Raw genomic sequence first — 16,469 nt, 5'->3', positions numbered from 1 at the left:
CGTACCGGAGCCCTTTCCCACATGACGAGCAGCACCGAGACCACCGCCACCACCCCGCAGGTTGCGGTCAACGACATCGGTAACGAGGAAGCCTTCCTCGCCGCGATCGACGAGACGATCAAGTACTTCAACGACGGCGACATCGTCGACGGCGTCATCGTGAAGGTCGACCGGGACGAGGTCCTGCTCGACATCGGTTACAAGACCGAAGGTGTCATCCCGAGCCGCGAGCTCTCGATCAAGCACGACGTCGACCCCAACGAGGTCGTCGCCGTCGGTGACGAGATCGAGGCCCTGGTCCTCCAGAAGGAGGACAAGGAAGGCCGCCTGATCCTCTCGAAGAAGCGCGCCCAGTACGAGCGTGCCTGGGGCACCATCGAGAAGATCAAGGAAGAGGACGGCATCGTCACCGGTACCGTCATCGAGGTCGTCAAGGGTGGTCTCATCCTCGACATCGGCCTCCGCGGCTTCCTCCCGGCCTCCCTGGTCGAGATGCGCCGCGTCCGCGACCTCCAGCCCTACGTGGGCAAGGAGCTCGAGGCGAAGATCATCGAGCTGGACAAGAACCGCAACAACGTGGTCCTGTCCCGCCGCGCCTGGCTGGAGCAGACCCAGTCCGAGGTCCGCCAGACGTTCCTCACCACCCTGCAGAAGGGTCAGGTCCGTTCCGGCGTCGTCTCCTCGATCGTCAACTTCGGTGCCTTCGTGGACCTGGGTGGCGTCGACGGTCTGGTCCACGTCTCCGAGCTGTCCTGGAAGCACATCGACCACCCGTCCGAGGTCGTCGAGGTCGGCCAGGAGGTCACCGTCGAGGTCCTCGACGTCGACATGGACCGCGAGCGCGTCTCCCTGTCGCTGAAGGCGACCCAGGAAGACCCGTGGCAGCAGTTCGCCCGCACCCACCAGATCGGCCAGGTCGTGCCCGGCAAGGTCACGAAGCTGGTGCCGTTCGGTGCGTTCGTCCGCGTGGACGAGGGCATCGAGGGTCTGGTCCACATCTCCGAGCTGGCCGAGCGCCACGTGGAGATCCCGGAGCAGGTCGTCCAGGTCAACGACGAGATCTTCGTCAAGGTCATCGACATCGACCTCGAGCGCCGTCGCATCAGCCTCTCGCTGAAGCAGGCCAACGAGGCCTTCGGTGCCGACCCGACCGCGGTCGAGTTCGACCCGACCCTGTACGGCATGGCCGCGTCCTACGACGACCAGGGCAACTACATCTACCCCGAGGGCTTCGACCCCGAGACCAACGACTGGCTCGAGGGCTACGAGACCCAGCGCGAGGCCTGGGAGACGCAGTACGCCGAGGCCCAGCAGCGCTTCGAGCAGCACCAGGCGCAGGTCATCAAGTCCCGCGAGGCGGACGAGAAGGCCGCGGCCGAGGGCGTCGACACCGCGGGTGCGGCCCAGGCCGCGTCCGGTGGCGGTGGCGGCGGCTCGTACTCCTCCGAGGGTGGCGACAACTCCGGCGCCCTGGCGTCGGACGAGGCGCTGGCCGCGCTGCGCGAGAAGCTGGCCGGCGGCCAGAGCTGAAGCCGGACACCGGCCGCTGACACACAGCGGCTGAGGCACAGCGGTTGACCGAGGGGCCGCACCTTCCGAGGTGCGGCCCCTTCGGTGTTCCCCGCCGGGAATGCCCTGCCCCGTACGGACGTTGTCACTGACGAACACGAGGAGGGGAGCGGTCACCGTGCTTGATCCGCAGGACTTGTACACCTGGGAGCCGAAGGGGCTCGCCGTCGTCGACATGGCACTCGCCCAGGAGTCGGCCGGCCTGGTCATGCTGTACCACTTCGACGGTTACATCGACGCCGGCGAGACCGGCGACCAGATCGTCGACCAGGTGCTCGACTCGCTGCCCCACCAGGTCGTCGCCCGCTTCGACCACGACCGGCTCGTGGACTACCGGGCCCGCCGTCCGCTGCTGACCTTCAAGCGCGACACCTGGACGGACTACGAGGAGCCCACCATCGAGGTGCGGCTCGCCCAGGACGCCACCGGAGCGCCCTTCCTGATCCTCTCGGGCCCCGAGCCGGACGTCGAGTGGGAACGCTTCGCCGCCGCCGTGCGCCAGATCGTGGAACGGCTCGGTGTCCGCCTGGCGGTGAGCTTCCACGGCATCCCCATGGGCGTCCCGCACACCCGGCCCGTCGGCATCACCCCGCACGGCACCCGCACCGACCTCGTGCCGGGCCACCGCAGCCCCTTCGAGGAGGCGCAGGTCCCCGGCAGCGCGGAGGCGCTCGTCGAGTACCGGCTCGCGCAGGCCGGCCACGACGTCCTCGGCGTCGCCGCGCACGTCCCGCACTACGTCGCGCGCTCCCCGTACCCGGACGCCGCGCTGACCGTGCTGGAGGCGATCACCGCGGCCACCGGCCTGGTCCTGCCGGGCATCGCGCACTCGCTGCGCACCGACGCCCACCGCACCCAGACGGAGATCGACCGGCAGATCCAGGAGGGCGACGAGGAGCTGACCGGCCTCGTCCAGGGCCTGGAGCACCAGTACGACGCGGCGGCGGGCGCCGAGACCCGCGGCAACATGCTCGCGGAGCCCGTCGAGATCCCCTCCGCGGACGAGATCGGCCGCGAGTTCGAGCGGTTCCTGGCGGAGCGGGAGGGCGACAACTGACGCCGTGACCGCCACCCTCTAAGCTTCCGCTCATGCTGAAAGTGGGCTTGACCGGCGGCATCGGCGCCGGAAAGAGCGAGGTGTCCCGGCTGCTCGTCGAGCACGGGGCGGTCCTCGTCGACGCCGACCGGATCGCGCGCGAGGTCGTCGCCCCCGGGACGCCGGGGCTCGCCGCGGTCGTGGAGGCCTTCGGCGAGGAGGTCCTCGCCGCGGACGGCACTCTGGACCGGCCGAAACTGGGCTCGATCGTCTTCTCCGACCCGGACCGACTGGCCGTCCTGAACGGCATCGTGCACCCCTTGGTCGGTGAGCGCTCCCGGGCCCTCGAAGAGGCCGCCGCCGAGGACGCCGTCGTCGTCCACGACGTGCCCCTGCTCACCGAGAACGGCCTGGCACCGCTCTACGACGTCGTGGTCGTCGTGGACGCCGACCCCGCCACCCGGCTCGACCGGCTGGTCCGGCTGCGGGGCATGAGCGAGCAGGACGCACGGGCCCGCATGGCCGCGCAGGCCACCCGTGAGCAGCGCCGGGAGATCGCGGACGTGGTCGTCGACAACGACGTGCCGCTGGAGGAGCTGCGGCGCCGCGTGGAGGAGCTGTGGGACGGCCTGGTGCGCAGGGCGCGCACGCGACGGCCCGCGGAATAGCGGCCCCGGCGCGTGCGTTGATCCCTTCCAGCGAGGGAAGGATGCAGCCGTGCCCGAGACAAGCGGTCCGACCGGACGGACTCCGGAGACGGACGTCATCGACTTCCGTGCCGCCGAGCACCTGCTCGCGGCGCGGGATCCGCGCGGCGCGGTGAAGCTGCTCGACGGGGTCATCGGCGCCCACCCCGAGAACACCGCCGCGCGGATGCTGCGCGCGCGTGCCTTCTTCGCGGCGGCACAGCTGAGACCGGCCGAGCTGGAGTTCACTATCGTGCTGGAGCGCGAGCCGGACAACGCCTTCGCCCACTTCGCCCTCGCCCGCACCTACGAGCGCCGGGGCTGTCCCGACCAGGCACGGCGCCACTTCCGGCTCGCGGCGGCGCTGGACCCGAACCCGGAGTACCTGCAGCAGGCGCGGTTCGACTCCTGAGGTCGTCGCTCCGGCGCGCCGGGTTCGACTCCTGACGGTCGTCGCTCGGCGCGCCGGAGCGGCCGCCGCGGGGTCCGCGTCCGTTCTCCGGTGCGTCAGTGCTTCGGCGGGTGCGTCAGTGCTTCGGCGGCGGATACGGCGGGACGTCCCGGCCCGGCTGGTAGTGCGGGCCCTGGCGGATGTGCCGGAGGATCACGGTCAGGTCGACCGTGGCGACGAGCCACAGCACACCGCAGGCGAGCGCCCACCCGAACCGCCCCGTGAGCGCGAAGGCGGCCGTGCCGAAGACCGCCCAGACCAGCCCCCACAGGCTCAGCCAGAAGCGCGCCCGCAGCGCACTGCGCGCGGTGGTCGGTTCACTGCCCGTACGCATCGGTTCACCACTCCTCCCACGAACGTACTCCGATGGGCGGCGCGGGGAAACCGAGGCGTGCGGCCGGTTTTGCCGCGGCCCCGACACCGGACCCGTTCACTCGGTCGGGTGAACCGAGGGCGGAGGGGAACGGGCGTGCGGGCGCGGGCCGTTGGACGGGCATGGAGCTGAAAATGCGAGAGGGACACCAGGGCACGGGCCCCGGGGCCATCACCCCGGACGGCTGCGCGGTCGAGCTCTACGCACGGCTGCCCGCTGGAGACGAGCCGGACATCGTCGCCGCGGCCGTGCCCGGCGGCGCGCGGATTCTGGAGCTGGGCAGTGGCGTGGGACGCATGACCCACCCCCTGCTGGAGCGGGGCTTCACCGTCACCGCGGTGGACGAGTCCGCCGAGATGCTGGAGCACGTGCGCGGGGCGCGCACCGTGTGCAGCCCGATCGAGGACCTCGACCTCGACGAGCGCTTCGACGCGGTGATGCTGGCGTCGTTCCTCGTGCACTCCGGGGACGTCGAGGTGCGGCGCGCACTGCTGCGCACCTGCGCCCGGCACGTCGCGGAGGACGGCTGCGTACTGATCCAGAGAGAGGGGGCGGACTACCACACGAACCTCCCGCGCGAGCGGGTGGACCCCAGCGGCTTCACCGTCCGGATCCTGTCGGCCGACCCGGTGGGCGACGGCGTCAACGCGGTCCGCGCGGAGTACGAGTTCCCGGACGCGGTCTGGACGCAGACCTTCCGGGCCCGGCCGCTGACCGAGGAGCAGTTCGAAGAGGCACTGGGGGAGGCCGGCCTCGCGGTGGACCGGTACCTCACCGACGACGGGACGTGGGTGAGGGCGGTGCCCGTGCGGCGGACATAGCGGCGAGCGCAAGGGGGCCACGGCACGGCAGTGGCAGGGGCAGCACCGTGGGAAGGGGCCGGGCCGGCGATGAGTTCCGGTGCGGCGAGGGGTCCATGTCCGCGACAGCAGCACGGACCACTCGCCTCGGGAGACCTCCATGTCCGACACCACCGCTTCCCCCACCCCCACCGCCGCGGCCCGCGGCCGTGGACTCCGTACCGCGCTGCGTGTGGTGCAGGTGCTCCTCGCGGTGTTCTTCGCCGTCGCGAGCGCTCTCCCCAAGCTGGTCGCGCACTCCTCGGCGTCCGGCATCTTCGCCGAGATGGGCTGGGGCGACGCGGGCATGTACACGATCGGCGTCCTCGAACTGGCGGGAGCGGTCGCCCTGCTGGTCCCGGTGCTGCAGTCGGTGGCGGCGACGGCGCTGAGCGCGCTGATGGTGGGCGCCTTCGTCGTCCAGCTCACCTGCTTCGGCGGTGAGAACGCGGCGACCCCGCTCATCCTGATGGTGCCGCTCCTCGCCGTCGCCCGGGCCCGCCGCGGGCACAACGAGGAGCTGCGCCGCCTGGTGCGGGCCCGGGGCCGACGCGGCTGACCGTGCGGGTCCCGTGCCACGGACGGGCTCGGGCCCCGCGGCTCAGGGCCTGTTCCCGGCGTCCCTCCGGGAGCTGCTCAGGCCCTCCAGCCCACGCAGCCGCTCCATCTCGCGGCGGTCGCGCTTGGTCGGGCGGCCGGTGCCCCGGTCGCGGAGGCCGGCCGGTGCGACGGCCTCGCGGGGCGGGGGCGGCGGGGAGTTGTCGACGTAGCACTGGACGGCGACCGGGGCGCCGACGCGCTTGCGGATCAGCCGTTTCACGACGACGACGCGTTCGCGGCCCTCGTGGCGCAGGCGCACCTCGTCGCCGACGCGGAGCGCGTGGGCGGGCTTCACCCGCTCGCCGTTCACCCGGACATGGCCGCCGCGGCAGGCGGTGGCGCCCAGGGAGCGGGTCTTGATCAGGCGGACGGCCCAGATCCAGCTGTCCACGCGGACGCTCTCGCCGTTCTGCGGCCGGGCCGCCTCGGCGGCGGCGATCGCCGCGGCGGTCTTCGGGTCCGCCGCCCCGGCGGCGGGAGCGGCACCGTCCTGCGGGGCGGCCACCGGGCCACTCCCGCCCTCGTCATGCTCGGAAGCCATGCCTCGACCTTAACCGCCCGGCACCGTGGCACGGGCCGCGATTTCCCCGGCCCGGCGGTGGCGGTCTTACGGTGGACGCATGGACAACGGCGGCCTTCCCGTACTCGACCGGCGCATCGCGGGCTGCCGGGCCTGCCCGAGACTGGTGGAGTGGCGGGAGGAGGTGGCCCGTACCAAGCGGGCGGCCTTCGCCGACTGGACGTACTGGGGCAGGCCGGTGCCCGGGTTCGGCCCGCCGGACGCGCGGCTGCTGATCCTCGGCCTCGCCCCCGCGGCCCACGGCGGCAACCGCACCGGCCGGATGTTCACCGGCGACCGTTCCGGGGACGTCCTGTACCGGGCGCTGTACGACGTGGGCCTGGCCTCGCAGCCCACCGCCGTCCGCGCGGACGACGGCCTGGAACTGTACGGCGTGCGCATCACTTCCCCGGTGCACTGCGCCCCGCCCGCCAACAAGCCCACCCCCGCCGAACGGGACACCTGCCGTGCCTGGCTCGTGCGGGAACTGGAGCTGCTGCGGCCGACGCTGCGGGCGGTGGTCGTCCTCGGCGCCTTCGGCTGGCAGGCCGCGCTGCCCGCGTTCACCGGGGCGGGCTGGACCGTGCCCCGCCCCCGCCCGGCCTTCGCACACGGCGCACAGGTGACGCTGGGCGCTCCCGACGGTCCGGACCTGAGCCTCTTCGGCTGCTTCCACGTCAGCCAGCGCAACACCTTCACCGGCAGGCTCACTCCCGAGATGCTGCGCGAGGTGCTGCGCACGGCGGCGGGGACGGCGGGCCTGAGGACCCGGTAGCCGGTCCCGCCCGCCGCCCGAGGCGGCTACGGTGCTCCGATGGGCCTGTATCCGGAGACCGAACCCTACGACCACGGCATGCTCGACGTCGGCGACGGCAACCACGTGTACTGGGAGACCTGCGGAAATCCGCGCGGCAAGCCCGCGCTGGTGCTGCACGGCGGACCCGGCGGCCGCGCGAGCCCCGGCCTGCGGCGGTACTTCGACCCCGCCGCCTACCGCATCGTCCTGCTCGACCAGCGCGGCGCCGGGCGTTCGCGGCCCCGCGCGAGTGCCCACGGCACCGACATGAGCGTCAACACGACCGCCCACCTCATGGCCGACCTGGAGCGGCTGCGGACCCACCTGGGCATCGAGCGGTGGCTGGTGTGGGGCGTGTCGTGGGGCTCGGTCCTGGGGCTGCGGTACGCGCAGACGCACCCCGGGGTGGTGACCGAGCTGGTGCTGACCGGGGTCGCCACCGGATCCAACGCCGAAGTGGCCCTGCTGACCCGCGGGTTGGGGAAGATCTTCCCGGAGGCCCACGAGCGGTTCGTCGCCGAGCTGCCCCCGCAGGAACGCGACGGCAACCTCGCGGCCGCGTACAACCGCCTGCTGGAGTCACCGGACCCGGCGGTGCGGGAGCGGGCCGCGCGCGCCTGGACCGACTGGGAGACGGCGACGATCCCGGCACCGCCCGGATCGGTCGCCCGGTTCCAGGACCCCGAGTTCCGCAGGGGTTTCGCCCGTACCGTCACGCACTACTGGGGCAACGACCACTTCCTGGGCGAAGGCAACGACGAAGGCGTGGTCCTCAGGGACGCGCACCTCCTGAAGGGCATCCCGGGCACCCTGGTCCAGGGCAGCCTCGACTTCGGCAACCTCCTCGGCATCGTGTGGCGGCTCCACCACGCCTGGCCGGAGAGCGACCTGGTGGTCGTGGACGAGGCCGGTCACGACGCCGGGACGGCCGGCGACGAGGCGCTCATCGCGGCGACGGACAGGTACGCGCGCGGCGGCACCGGGGGATGAAGGCCCGGCTCAGGGACGGTCCCCCTCGGGCACGGCCGCGGTCGCGGTGATCTCCACCAGCTGACCCGGATACCCGAGGCAGCTCACCCCGAGCAGCGTCGAGGAGTGCGGCCCCGTGCTGAGCCCGGAGGACTCGACGACGTCCCAGACCGCGGACAGCGCGGCGGTCCCGGTGCTCACGACGTACACGTCGGTGGACAGCACGTGCTCCGGAGCGCTGCCCACGGCACGCAGCTGCTCGGTGAGGTTCGCGATCACCTGCTCCGCCTGCCGGACCGGATCGCCCTCCCCGACCAGACGCCCCTCGGCGTCGAGCGGGACGGACCCGGCGAGAAAGGCGATCCTGGTGCCGGCCTCGACGACGGAGGCATGGGAGTAGGCGGGCGGCGGAAAGAGACCGGGCACGGTGACGCGCTGGATCACGTGGACTCCTGGAGGGCGGACGGACGACCCTCGGATCATCCGTCCCCCGCCCGCACCACGCACCCGAATTACGCTCGCGGTCCCGCCCCGGCCGTTCTAGCCTCCTCGGCGTCGCCCTCTCACGCACGCACCGTCAGGAGCCCGCACCAGTGCCCACCCCCACCCTCACGGACGAGGCCTTCCTCGACACCACCGCCGACCGGCTCGCCGCCCTCCCCGCCGTCCGCGCGGTCACCCTCGGCGGCTCCCGCGCCCGGGGCACGCACGGACCGGACAGCGACTGGGACCTGGCGGTCTACTACCGCGGCGCCTTCGACCCGGACGACCTCCGGGCCGTGGGCTGGGAGGGGGAGGTCTCGGAGATCGGCGCGTGGGGCGGCGGCGTGTTCAACGGGGGCGCCTGGCTGACGATCGACGGGCGCGGGGTCGACGTGCACTACCGCGACCTCGACGCGGTCGAGCACGAGGTGGCGCAGGCCCGGGCGGGCCGCTTCGGCGTGGAACCGCTGATGTTCCACCTGGCGGGCATCCCCACGTACCTCGTGGTCGCCGAACTGGCGATCAACGAGGTGCTGCGCGGCGACCTGCCCCGCCCCGCCTACCCGGACGCCCTGCGCACCACCGCCCCCGACCGCTGGTACGGCGCCGCCACCGCCACCCTCGCCTACGCCAAGGCCGGCCACGCCCCCAAGGGCGCCCTCACCCAGGTCGCCGGCGCGCTCGCCCTCGCCACGACCCAGACGGCGCACGCGGTCCTGGCGGCGCGGGGGGAGTGGGTCACCAACGAGAAGGGGATGGTCGCGCGGGCCGGGCTGGACGGAATCGACGCGGTGGTCGCGTCCCTGACGCCGGAGCCGCGGACCCTGGCGCGTGCGGTCGACGACTGCGAGGCGCTGCTCGCCCGAGCCGTGGAGTCGGCCCGGCACGGGTGAGCCCGAGCGCCCCGCGGCGCGGGCGACGGCCACCGTGCCACGGGGATCGTCACCGGCAGGAAACACGGCTGTCTCCCTCGCGCCAAGAACGCTGCCTACCCTTGGTCCGACACTCGGCCCGGCCACCGTCGTCCGAAGGCTCACCACCGCCCTCGACCGGACGACAGGAGCCCCGCACCCCGTGTTCAGCACCCCCGCCCGCCGTGCCTCCCACGCCCTGCCGCCCTGGCTCGCCCACGCCCTGAACGCCCAGCGCGGTCCCGTGCCGTGGAACGCGGTGGTCCGGGGTGCGCTGGCCGGCGGGCCGCTGCTGGTCGCGGCCATGGTCGCCGGGCGGACCTCCCTCGGAGTCGTCGCCGCGATCGCCGCCATGCTGGCCGGCATCAACGACCGTCCGGGCAGCCGCCGTACCTCCGTGCGACGGATCGGCGTACCCGCGCTCGCGGGGGCGGCCGGGCTGCTCGCCGGGACGTATGCCGGGCTGCATCTGGGTGCCGTGGCGCTCACCCTGGTGCTGACCGCGCTGGGGCTGGTCGCCGGGGGAGTCAGTGCCGTGGGGCCGGTGGCGTCGGCGGCCGGGACCCAGGTGCTGGTCGGCGGTGCCCTGGGCGCCGGGATGCCGCTGCCCGGTCCCGGGTGGCAGAGCGTGCCGGCCTTCCTCGCCGGGGCCGGGTGGCTGCTCCTGCTGCGGCTGGTCCTGCCCACGCCCGCCTCTCTCGCCGGTGACCTCCGCCTCGACTTCCGCTTCGACGGGGAGCGGGCGGCCGTCGCCGGCGTCTACGAGGCGGTCGCCGCGCTGCTCGACGCGGCCGGCACCGGGGACGCCGTCGCCCGGCGGGCCGCGCTCACCGCCGCTCTCGACCACGCGCAGGACGCGCTCGCCGGGCCCCGGCTGCGGCGCCGTGTCCCGACCGCGGCCGAACGGCGGCTGCACGCCCAGTACGCCGCCGCCCTGCCCCTCGGCGAGGCCGCGACCGCGCTCGCGTGGGCGGAGCAGGCCGTGCCCGTGCGGGCCGCCGAAGGACCCCGGCGGCTCGCGGCGGCCGTCCGCGGCAACCGCCCCGCCGGGCCGCTGCCCGCGCCCAGCCGGACCGACCCCGCGCTGCGCGCCCTGGACGACGCCCTGCTGCACGCCGCGGACGCCTTCGACCGGGGCGGCGCAACGGATCTGCACGTCCGGAAGCGGTCGCCCCGCTCCGCGGCCCGGGCGGTGCTCGGCCCGGGCGGGCGGGAGTACGGGCTGCGGGCCGGACTGTGCTTCGGTGTCAGTGCCGCCGTCGCCCAGGCGCTGCACCACGGTCACTGGTACGGCTCCCACCAGCACTGGTACTGGCTGCCCGCCACCGCCGTCTTCCTCGTCAAGCCCGACCTCGGCCCGCTCGTGTCCCGGGTGCTGTGCCGGGCGGCGGGGACCGTCGTCGGGGCGCTGCTGTTCGCCGCGCTCGCGGCCGTCCTGCCCCGTCCGGAAGGGCTCGTCGTCCTCGTCGCCGTCTGCGGCGCGCTGGTGCCGGTCGCCGCGCGGCACTTCGCCGCCCAGACCACCGTCGTCACCGTCCTCGTCCTCGCCCTGGTCATGGCCGGCGGCGAACCGGCGGCCTCCGCGGGCCGCATCGGGGAGACGCTGCTGGCCTGCGCAATCGTGCTGGTGGTCGGACACCTGCCGGTGCCGGGCCGGCGGGGCGCCGGTGTCCGGGCGGGGGTCGAGGCCGCCGACGCCGCCGCGCGGGCCTACCTCACCCACGTACTGAGCGAGTCCGACGACCGCGCCACCCGGTGGACGCTGCGCCGCGAGGCCTACCGCACGCTCGCCGAGGCCCGCGCCGCCCTCGCCCGGGCCGCCGCCGAACTACCCGCCCTCGCCCGGCACTCCGCAGGCGTCGACGAGGTCGCCGCGGTCCTCGAACGGCTCGTCGACACCACCACCGCGTGCGCGGTGCACCTCGACGACGCCGGACGGCTCACCCCCCGCCACACCGAACGGCTCGCCGCGTTGCGGGACGAACTCGCCGAGCGGCGCGGGCGGCCGGTCCGGGCGTACGACTCCTGAACGAACCTGTTCAGCGGCCCCCTGAAAAAATCTTGCCGGACAGCGATGAGTTCCGCTCCGTGTGCCGGTCACCACCCGGACGGTCCGACCGCTGCGGACCGTCGGCCGTCGGACCGCAGCGCGACGCATGTCGCACGTCGCACGTCGCACAGGAGGCTGGAGTCATGTCGCTGCCCGAGATCGTCACCCGCGCGGACTGGCGCGCGGCGCGCGAGGCCCTGCTGGCCAAGGAGAAGGCGGCCACCCGCGCGCGTGACGCCCTCAATGCCGAGCGGCGCGGGCTGCCCATGGTGGAGGTCGACAAGGAGTACGTGTTCGAGGGCGGTGACGGCAAGGCGACGCTGCTCGACCTCTTCGAGGGCCGGGACCAGCTCGTCGTCCACCACTTCATGTTCGCGCCCGAGTGGGAGGCCGGCTGCCGAGGCTGCTCGGCCTTCCTGGACCAGATCGGCCACCTCGCGCACCTCAGGGCCCGCGGTACGGCGTTCGCGGCCGTCTCCCGGGCGCCGTATCCGAGGATTCTGCCGTTCAAGGCGCGGATGGGCTGGACGCTGCCCTGGTACTCGTCGTTCGTCAGCGACTTCAACACCGACTTCGAGGCGACCCTCGAACGCGAGGGCGAGCTGGTGGAGCGGCCGGGGCTGAGCTGCTTCCTGCGGGACCGCGAGCGGGTCTTCCACACCTACTCGACGTACGACCGCGGCCTGGACGGGCTCGGCTCGGCCACCAGTCTGCTCGACCTGACGGCGCTCGGCCGCCGGGAGCCGTGGGAGAAACCCGAGGGGCGCGCGTCGGCCCTCGGGGCTCCGGTGAGCAGCGGGAGCGTCCGGTATCACGACGAGTACGAGGACTGGCACGCACGGTAGCGAAAACGGCCGGACGGCCGAGGCGTCGCTCACACTTTGCGGTGAACGGGTGTCACCTGTGTCTCAGTCGCCTCACCGGGCGAGGCATTCGCTCCATGGTTGGCGTTTAACTCTAGGAGTACAGCGCTACATGGAGGTGCGGAGTGAACGGGCGAACGGTGCTCGAACGCTTTCCCGCAGGCGGACCGCGGGGATCCTGGCCGGCGGAGGAGTTCGCCCAGGCGCGACGTCTGGAAGGCCTGCCCGCCGAGGTCGTCATGGACCTCGCCTCGGACATGTTCCTGGTCGTCGTGGGCCGCGGTGACGCCGCCGGTGACGCGGCGGCCTGACCCGCGCCGCCCGGCGGCTACGCGCTGAGCGTCCGCGACCAGGTGGGCGTCGTGTTGGTCAGCCGGCACAGCGCCAGGTACAGCGGGATGGGCGGCGTGTAGGGGACCGTGCCGTCCGAGCGGTGCAGCAGATCCGGGACGACCCCGGGACCCGGCACGACCGCGCCGGTGGCGTAGCGCGCGGGTGCCGGCCACTCCAGGGCGTAGTCGGAGTCGGACGGAACGATCCACCACCAGTGCGTCTCATCGGCGTAGACGCACCCCACGCGCGGCAGCCGGGGCAGCACCTGCTGGGCGAGGAACGAGGGGACCGCCACCGCGTCGCACCCCAGCGGGGCCGTCATGCCCTCCGGCACCGGCAGCCTCCCGGGCGTGGTGACGGTGTGGCGTCCGCGCTGGAGACGGACCATCGTGTCCAGGCCGAGCGGTCGGATGCCGGACGCTGCCCTCATAGCCATTCGGTCCCCGTTCCGCGGCGTGTCTCTGGGCTCTTGCGAAGGCGGGACTCCGCCTCGTCCCCGTCCTGCGGGGGATCCGCGGGGCCGGGCTTGGGCCGGGCGCCCCAGCCCAGGTCGTCGCGGGGCTCCACGGGGGCGGGCGATGCTCCGGCCCGGCGGGGCAGTTCCGCCCAGACCAGCAGTCCCAGGCCGTGTTCGTGGGCGCCCCAGGCCTCGCACAGGGCGTCGACGAGGATCAGGCCCCTGCCGTGCTCGTCCTCCGGCTGCTGATCGGCCGAGGGATGGGGCTGGCCGGGGGCGCAGCCCTCGTCGCGCACGGCTATGCGGACCAGGTCGTCGGCGTCGTGCAGCTCGCACACTATGTGTCTGCTCGCCGTGTGCACGATCGCGTTGGTGACCAGCTCGGAGACGACCAGGGCCGCGGTGTCGCAGGTGTCCTCGCACACCGCCCAGCCGCTCAGCCGGGCCCGAGTCAGGCGTCTGGCCTGCGAGGGAGAGCCCGGATGGGCGGCCAGCTCGAAGCGGAACCGGCGCTCGGCGGCGGTGGCTCCCGAGGGGCCGGCTCCCATGGCGGCACCGAGGCCCAGGGAGCCCACGGCGGCGTCTGTTCCTAAGGGCGCGGACGGAATCACGCTTGCCACTATCGCCCCGCCGTGAACACTTGGCAAGTGTCACTCTGAAAAATGCAGAGTGCTGTGTGACGTTCTGGACGGCCGTGGCACACTGCTCGCAACAGCACGTCGAGCGGCGCCACTTGAGGCTGTTCGAAAGGCCCCCAGCCATTCGAACAAGCCTTCGAATGGCGCCGCCGGGCTGTCCGCACCAGGGCACGCCGGGCTCGCCGGGGCAGTCCCCGGACAACGGAACAGGGACGCAAGGACTCTTTCGGGACTCTTCAGGAGGTGGGCGGTGAGCGAGCCGCGGTCCGCGCCGACGGTCGGCCAGGTCGTACTCGGCCGGCGCCTGCTGGACCTGCGGGAACGTGCCGGTCTCAAGCGCGAGGAGGCCGCCCGCATCCTGCGCGTCGCCCCCGCGACGGTGCGCCGCATGGAAATGGCCGAGGTCGCCCTCAAGATCCCGTACCTCCAGCTCCTGCTGAAGGCCTACGGCGTCGGGGACGAGGAGGCCGACGCCTTCGTCCAGCTCGCCGAGGACGCCAACAAGCCGGGGTGGTGGCAGCGCTTCCACGACATCCTGCCCGGCTGGTTCTCGCTGTACGTCAGCCTCGAGGGCGCCGCCTCCCTGATCCGGTCCTACGAGCCCCACTTCGTCCCCGGAGTGCTGCAGACCGAGGACTACGCGCGCGGGGTGCTGCGCTCGGGTGCCGTCGGGCAGACCAGGCCCGACGACATCGAGCGCCACGTGGACCTGCGCATGCGGCGCCAGGAACTGCTCACCCGCAAGGACGCGCCCCGGCTGTGGGTCGTGATGGACGAGACCGCGCTGCGCCGCCCCGTCGGGGGCCCGGAGGTGATGCGCGCCCAGATCGACAAGTTGCTCGAGGCCACGAAGCTGCCCCACGTGACGCTGCAGATCGCCCCGTTCGCGGGCGGGCCGCACCCCGGTACGTACGGGCCCTTCGTGCTGTTCCGATTCGCCATGCCGGAACTCCCGGACATGGTCTACAGCGAGTACCTGACCGGCGCCGTCTACCTGGACGCGCGCGCAGAGGTGGCGACCCACCTCGAGGTCATGGACCGCATGGCGGCGCAGGCCGCCACGGCACATCGCACGAAGGAGATCCTCCGGGATCTCCGCAAGGAGCTGTGAATGAACCGCATCACACCCCAGCGCCCGCCCCTGACCCGCGGCCAGCGGATCTACAACGGCATGCCCGCCCGTGAGCTGGGCAGCGAGGGCTGGCACAAGCCGTGGAGCGGCGGAAACGGAGGCAACTGCCTGGAGGCGATGAAGCTGGCCGACGGCCGGATCGCGGTACGGCAGTCCACCGACCCCGACGGGCCGGCGCTGATCTACACCTCGGCCGAGATGACGGCGTTCATCGAAGGCGCGAAGGCGGGTGAGGCGGACTTCCTTCTGTCCTGAACCACGCACCTCCGTTTGATTGTTGTTTTTAAGCTGTTTGGCACTGAGTCGACCACCCATCGCGACGAGAAGCTCGACACCTGGGAGTGCGTCATGACCGGGCAACACCCCACCACCGAGATCGACACGAGCAAGCCGCACCCCGCGCGGATGTACGACTGGTATCTCGGCGGAAAGGACAACTACCCGGTCGACGAGGCGATGGGCCGGCAGATGCTCGCCCTCGACCCGAGGGTGCCGGTGATGGCGCGGGTCAACCGCGCCTTCATGCACCGTGCCACCCGGTGGCTGGCAGGCCAGGGCATCCGGCAGTTCCTGGACGTGGGCACCGGCATACCGACCGAGCCCAACCTTCATCAGGTCGCCCAGGAGACCGTTCCCGACGCCCGCGTCGTCTACTGCGACAACGACCCCATCGTGCTGGCCCACGCGGCGGCCCTGCTGCGCGGCACGCCCGAAGGGGAGACGGAGTACCTCCAGGCCGACGTCCGGGACCCGGACGCCGTCCTGGAGGGCGCCAGGAAGATCCTGGACTTCGACCGGCCCGTCGCGCTCTCCCTGATCGCGCTGCTGCACTTCGTCCCCGACGAGGACGGGGCGCACGACCTGGTCCGCCGCCTGCTCGACGCGCTGCCCTCCGGCAGCCACCTGGTGATGAGCCACGCGACGGCCGACTTCACGCCCGAGGAGTCGCGGGCGGCCACCGACCGGCTCCGGGCCGCCGGGGTCACCCTGGCCCTGCGCTCGCGCGAGGAGTTCACCCGCTTCTTCACCGGCCTCGACCTGGTCGCACCCGGCGTCGAGGTGCCGCACCGGTGGCACCCCGAACTGGGCGAGCCGGTCCCCGGCCAGGAGGACGGCGTCATCCCGGGCTACGGGGCGGTGGCCCGCAAGCCCTGACCCGCCGCACCGCCGAGCCGCCGCACCGCCGAGCCGCCCAGCCGCCGCGCCGGCCGTCGTGGGCCGCCTCAGGCGAGGGCCAGCACGTACGCCACCGCCGCGGCGGCCGAGGCGACGGCGCGGACGTGGTTCCAGGCCGTCCACTCCCGCACGTACGCGCTCCAGCCTCCGGCCGCCTGCGCGGAGCCCGCGTCCAGCCGGAGCAGCGCCGCGTTGCGCGGCACGTTGGCCGCCGCCGTGACCCCGAACGCCCCGACCAGGTACAGCGCGCTGCCGAGCAGCAGTTCCACCGCCCCCTCGGGCCACCGCACCACCGTCACCACCGCGATCACCGCGGACAGCACCGCCGTCCCCAGGAACACCGACATGAAGGCCGGCCGCACCGCGGCCGTGTTGATCGCGTTCATCGCGGCGACGCCCTGCGCGGGCGGCAGCGCGGCGAGCCCCCGCATCACGAAGGTGGAGAAGGCGCAGAAGACGCCCGCCGTCACACCGGTCCCGAGCACACCCAGCACCGTCAGTACGAAGTACGGTCCGTCGGTCATGTCCTGCCCACTCCCACCCGTCGC

21 protein-coding genes are annotated in these 16,469 nt (G+C 73.2%); 15 read left to right on the top strand and 6 right to left on the bottom strand.

Translation table 11 applies throughout. The features are described 5' to 3' along the window. Nucleotides 1-21 precede the first annotated feature (21 nt). The 4 genes from rpsA (at nt 22) to Sdi02f_RS30875 (ending at nt 3,703) form a co-directional block, all read left to right on the top strand. Complete coding sequence (gene rpsA / locus Sdi02f_RS30890; RefSeq protein ID WP_030404504.1) at nt 22-1,530, top strand: 30S ribosomal protein S1; 1,509 nt, start codon at nt 22-24, stop codon at nt 1,528-1,530. A 157-nt stretch (nt 1,531-1,687) separates the two neighbouring features. Continuing rightward, nucleotides 1,688-2,626: a PAC2 family protein gene (locus tag Sdi02f_RS30885; protein WP_030404505.1), complete on the top strand. Its 939-nt coding sequence runs from the start codon at nt 1,688-1,690 to the stop codon at nt 2,624-2,626. 32 nt (nt 2,627-2,658) lie between these two features. Next, the gene (coaE, locus tag Sdi02f_RS30880) at nt 2,659-3,273 is read left to right on the top strand and encodes a dephospho-CoA kinase (RefSeq protein ID WP_030404506.1); all 615 of its coding nucleotides are present in this window, start codon (nt 2,659-2,661) and stop codon (nt 3,271-3,273) included. 49 nt (nt 3,274-3,322) lie between these two features. Beyond that, nucleotides 3,323-3,703, top strand: coding sequence for a tetratricopeptide repeat protein (locus tag Sdi02f_RS30875; protein WP_030404507.1), 381 nt, complete (start codon nt 3,323-3,325; stop codon nt 3,701-3,703). Nucleotides 3,704-3,818: 115 nt separating this feature from the next. On the opposite strand, the gene Sdi02f_RS30870 is transcribed toward Sdi02f_RS30875, so the two are convergent. Continuing rightward, a complete protein-coding gene (locus Sdi02f_RS30870) occupies nt 3,819-4,076 on the bottom strand; it encodes a DUF6343 family protein (RefSeq protein WP_030404508.1) in 258 nt (85 codons plus the stop codon). Nucleotides 4,077-4,249: 173 nt separating this feature from the next. On the opposite strand from Sdi02f_RS30870, the gene Sdi02f_RS30865 reads away from it, so the two are divergent. Then, nucleotides 4,250-4,936, top strand: coding sequence for a class I SAM-dependent methyltransferase (locus tag Sdi02f_RS30865; RefSeq protein WP_053671381.1), 687 nt, complete (start codon nt 4,250-4,252; stop codon nt 4,934-4,936). Between the two features lie 139 nt (nt 4,937-5,075). Beyond that, nucleotides 5,076-5,513, top strand: coding sequence for a DoxX family protein (locus tag Sdi02f_RS30860; RefSeq protein ID WP_108934402.1), 438 nt, complete (start codon nt 5,076-5,078; stop codon nt 5,511-5,513). A gap of 42 nt (nt 5,514-5,555) precedes the next feature. Here the strand turns inward: Sdi02f_RS30860 and Sdi02f_RS30855 are convergent, their stop codons facing one another. Next, nucleotides 5,556-6,095: an RNA-binding S4 domain-containing protein gene (locus Sdi02f_RS30855; RefSeq protein ID WP_030404511.1), complete on the bottom strand. Its 540-nt coding sequence runs from the start codon at nt 6,093-6,095 to the stop codon at nt 5,556-5,558. A 79-nt stretch (nt 6,096-6,174) separates the two neighbouring features. On the opposite strand from Sdi02f_RS30855, the gene Sdi02f_RS30850 reads away from it, so the two are divergent. Both Sdi02f_RS30850 and pip read left to right on the top strand, forming a co-directional pair. Next, on the top strand, nt 6,175-6,888 hold the full coding sequence (locus Sdi02f_RS30850; RefSeq protein ID WP_031083780.1) for a uracil-DNA glycosylase: 714 nt from the start codon (nt 6,175-6,177) through the stop codon (nt 6,886-6,888). Nucleotides 6,889-6,927: 39 nt separating this feature from the next. Further along, nucleotides 6,928-7,899 carry a prolyl aminopeptidase gene (pip, locus tag Sdi02f_RS30845; protein WP_031185791.1) on the top strand — a complete coding sequence of 324 codons (972 nt, stop codon included), beginning with the start codon at nt 6,928-6,930 and terminating at the stop codon, nt 7,897-7,899. 9 nt (nt 7,900-7,908) lie between these two features. Here pip and Sdi02f_RS30840 read toward each other — a convergent pair whose 3' ends face one another. Then, on the bottom strand, nt 7,909-8,322 hold the full coding sequence (locus Sdi02f_RS30840) for a RidA family protein (RefSeq protein ID WP_030404514.1): 414 nt from the start codon (nt 8,320-8,322) through the stop codon (nt 7,909-7,911). A gap of 149 nt (nt 8,323-8,471) precedes the next feature. Between Sdi02f_RS30840 and Sdi02f_RS30835 the strand changes: the two genes are divergently transcribed. The 4 genes from Sdi02f_RS30835 (at nt 8,472) to Sdi02f_RS30820 (ending at nt 12,496) form a co-directional block, all read left to right on the top strand. Further along, nucleotides 8,472-9,254 carry a nucleotidyltransferase domain-containing protein gene (locus Sdi02f_RS30835; RefSeq protein WP_030404515.1) on the top strand — a complete coding sequence of 261 codons (783 nt, stop codon included), beginning with the start codon at nt 8,472-8,474 and terminating at the stop codon, nt 9,252-9,254. Between the two features lie 277 nt (nt 9,255-9,531). Continuing rightward, complete coding sequence (locus tag Sdi02f_RS30830; RefSeq protein WP_167458289.1) at nt 9,532-11,301, top strand: FUSC family protein; 1,770 nt, start codon at nt 9,532-9,534, stop codon at nt 11,299-11,301. 164 nt (nt 11,302-11,465) lie between these two features. Further along, complete coding sequence (locus Sdi02f_RS30825) at nt 11,466-12,167, top strand: DUF899 domain-containing protein (RefSeq protein ID WP_031185793.1); 702 nt, start codon at nt 11,466-11,468, stop codon at nt 12,165-12,167. Nucleotides 12,168-12,310: 143 nt separating this feature from the next. Then, on the top strand, nt 12,311-12,496 hold the full coding sequence (locus tag Sdi02f_RS30820) for a DUF8839 family protein (protein ID WP_030404518.1): 186 nt from the start codon (nt 12,311-12,313) through the stop codon (nt 12,494-12,496). A 17-nt stretch (nt 12,497-12,513) separates the two neighbouring features. Here the strand turns inward: Sdi02f_RS30820 and Sdi02f_RS30815 are convergent, their stop codons facing one another. Both Sdi02f_RS30815 and Sdi02f_RS30810 read right to left on the bottom strand, forming a co-directional pair. After that, nucleotides 12,514-12,954, bottom strand: coding sequence for a hypothetical protein (locus Sdi02f_RS30815; RefSeq protein WP_037800069.1), 441 nt, complete (start codon nt 12,952-12,954; stop codon nt 12,514-12,516). Further along, nucleotides 12,945-13,595, bottom strand: coding sequence for an ATP-binding protein (locus Sdi02f_RS30810; protein WP_030404520.1), 651 nt, complete (start codon nt 13,593-13,595; stop codon nt 12,945-12,947). Before Sdi02f_RS30810 ends, Sdi02f_RS30815 begins: the two co-directional genes overlap by 10 nt. Nucleotides 13,596-13,863: 268 nt before the next feature. On the opposite strand from Sdi02f_RS30810, the gene Sdi02f_RS30805 reads away from it, so the two are divergent. The 3 genes from Sdi02f_RS30805 (at nt 13,864) to Sdi02f_RS30795 (ending at nt 15,900) form a co-directional block, all read left to right on the top strand. Continuing rightward, complete coding sequence (locus tag Sdi02f_RS30805) at nt 13,864-14,724, top strand: Sco1979 family transcriptional regulator (RefSeq protein WP_031185795.1); 861 nt, start codon at nt 13,864-13,866, stop codon at nt 14,722-14,724. Beyond that, the gene (locus Sdi02f_RS30800) at nt 14,725-15,000 is read left to right on the top strand and encodes a DUF397 domain-containing protein (RefSeq protein ID WP_030404522.1); all 276 of its coding nucleotides are present in this window, start codon (nt 14,725-14,727) and stop codon (nt 14,998-15,000) included. A 93-nt stretch (nt 15,001-15,093) separates the two neighbouring features. After that, the gene (locus Sdi02f_RS30795) at nt 15,094-15,900 is read left to right on the top strand and encodes an SAM-dependent methyltransferase (RefSeq protein WP_030404523.1); all 807 of its coding nucleotides are present in this window, start codon (nt 15,094-15,096) and stop codon (nt 15,898-15,900) included. Between the two features lie 68 nt (nt 15,901-15,968). Here Sdi02f_RS30795 and Sdi02f_RS30790 read toward each other — a convergent pair whose 3' ends face one another. Further along, nucleotides 15,969-16,445 (bottom strand): anthrone oxygenase family protein, encoded by a 477-nt coding sequence (locus Sdi02f_RS30790; protein ID WP_031083790.1) that lies wholly within the window; start codon nt 16,443-16,445, stop codon nt 15,969-15,971. Nucleotides 16,446-16,469: the final 24 nt, after the last annotated feature.

It is taken from the genome of Streptomyces ardesiacus (assembly GCF_003112575.1).
Lineage (GTDB): Bacteria > Actinomycetota > Actinomycetes > Streptomycetales > Streptomycetaceae > Streptomyces > Streptomyces ardesiacus.
This window is presented reverse-complemented; position numbering and strand designations above follow the sequence as displayed.

What these genes read in the sequence shown, in the direction of transcription:
- rpsA (WP_030404504.1), top strand. Translation starts at nt 22, where the DNA reads ATGACGAGCAGCACCGAGACCACCGCCACCACCCCGCAGGTTGCGGTC.
- coaE (WP_030404506.1), top strand. Translation starts at nt 2,659, where the DNA reads ATGCTGAAAGTGGGCTTGACCGGCGGCATCGGCGCCGGAAAGAGCGAG.
- Sdi02f_RS30870 (WP_030404508.1), bottom strand. Translation starts at nt 4,076, where the DNA reads ATGCGTACGGGCAGTGAACCGACCACCGCGCGCAGTGCGCTGCGGGCG.
- Sdi02f_RS30865 (WP_053671381.1), top strand. Translation starts at nt 4,250, where the DNA reads ATGCGAGAGGGACACCAGGGCACGGGCCCCGGGGCCATCACCCCGGAC.
- Sdi02f_RS30860 (WP_108934402.1), top strand. Translation starts at nt 5,076, where the DNA reads ATGTCCGACACCACCGCTTCCCCCACCCCCACCGCCGCGGCCCGCGGC.
- Sdi02f_RS30855 (WP_030404511.1), bottom strand. Translation starts at nt 6,095, where the DNA reads ATGGCTTCCGAGCATGACGAGGGCGGGAGTGGCCCGGTGGCCGCCCCG.
- Sdi02f_RS30850 (WP_031083780.1), top strand. Translation starts at nt 6,175, where the DNA reads ATGGACAACGGCGGCCTTCCCGTACTCGACCGGCGCATCGCGGGCTGC.
- pip (WP_031185791.1), top strand. Translation starts at nt 6,928, where the DNA reads ATGGGCCTGTATCCGGAGACCGAACCCTACGACCACGGCATGCTCGAC.
- Sdi02f_RS30825 (WP_031185793.1), top strand. Translation starts at nt 11,466, where the DNA reads ATGTCGCTGCCCGAGATCGTCACCCGCGCGGACTGGCGCGCGGCGCGC.
- Sdi02f_RS30815 (WP_037800069.1), bottom strand. Translation starts at nt 12,954, where the DNA reads ATGGCTATGAGGGCAGCGTCCGGCATCCGACCGCTCGGCCTGGACACG.
- Sdi02f_RS30800 (WP_030404522.1), top strand. Translation starts at nt 14,725, where the DNA reads ATGAACCGCATCACACCCCAGCGCCCGCCCCTGACCCGCGGCCAGCGG.
- Sdi02f_RS30795 (WP_030404523.1), top strand. Translation starts at nt 15,094, where the DNA reads ATGACCGGGCAACACCCCACCACCGAGATCGACACGAGCAAGCCGCAC.
- Sdi02f_RS30790 (WP_031083790.1), bottom strand. Translation starts at nt 16,445, where the DNA reads ATGACCGACGGACCGTACTTCGTACTGACGGTGCTGGGTGTGCTCGGG.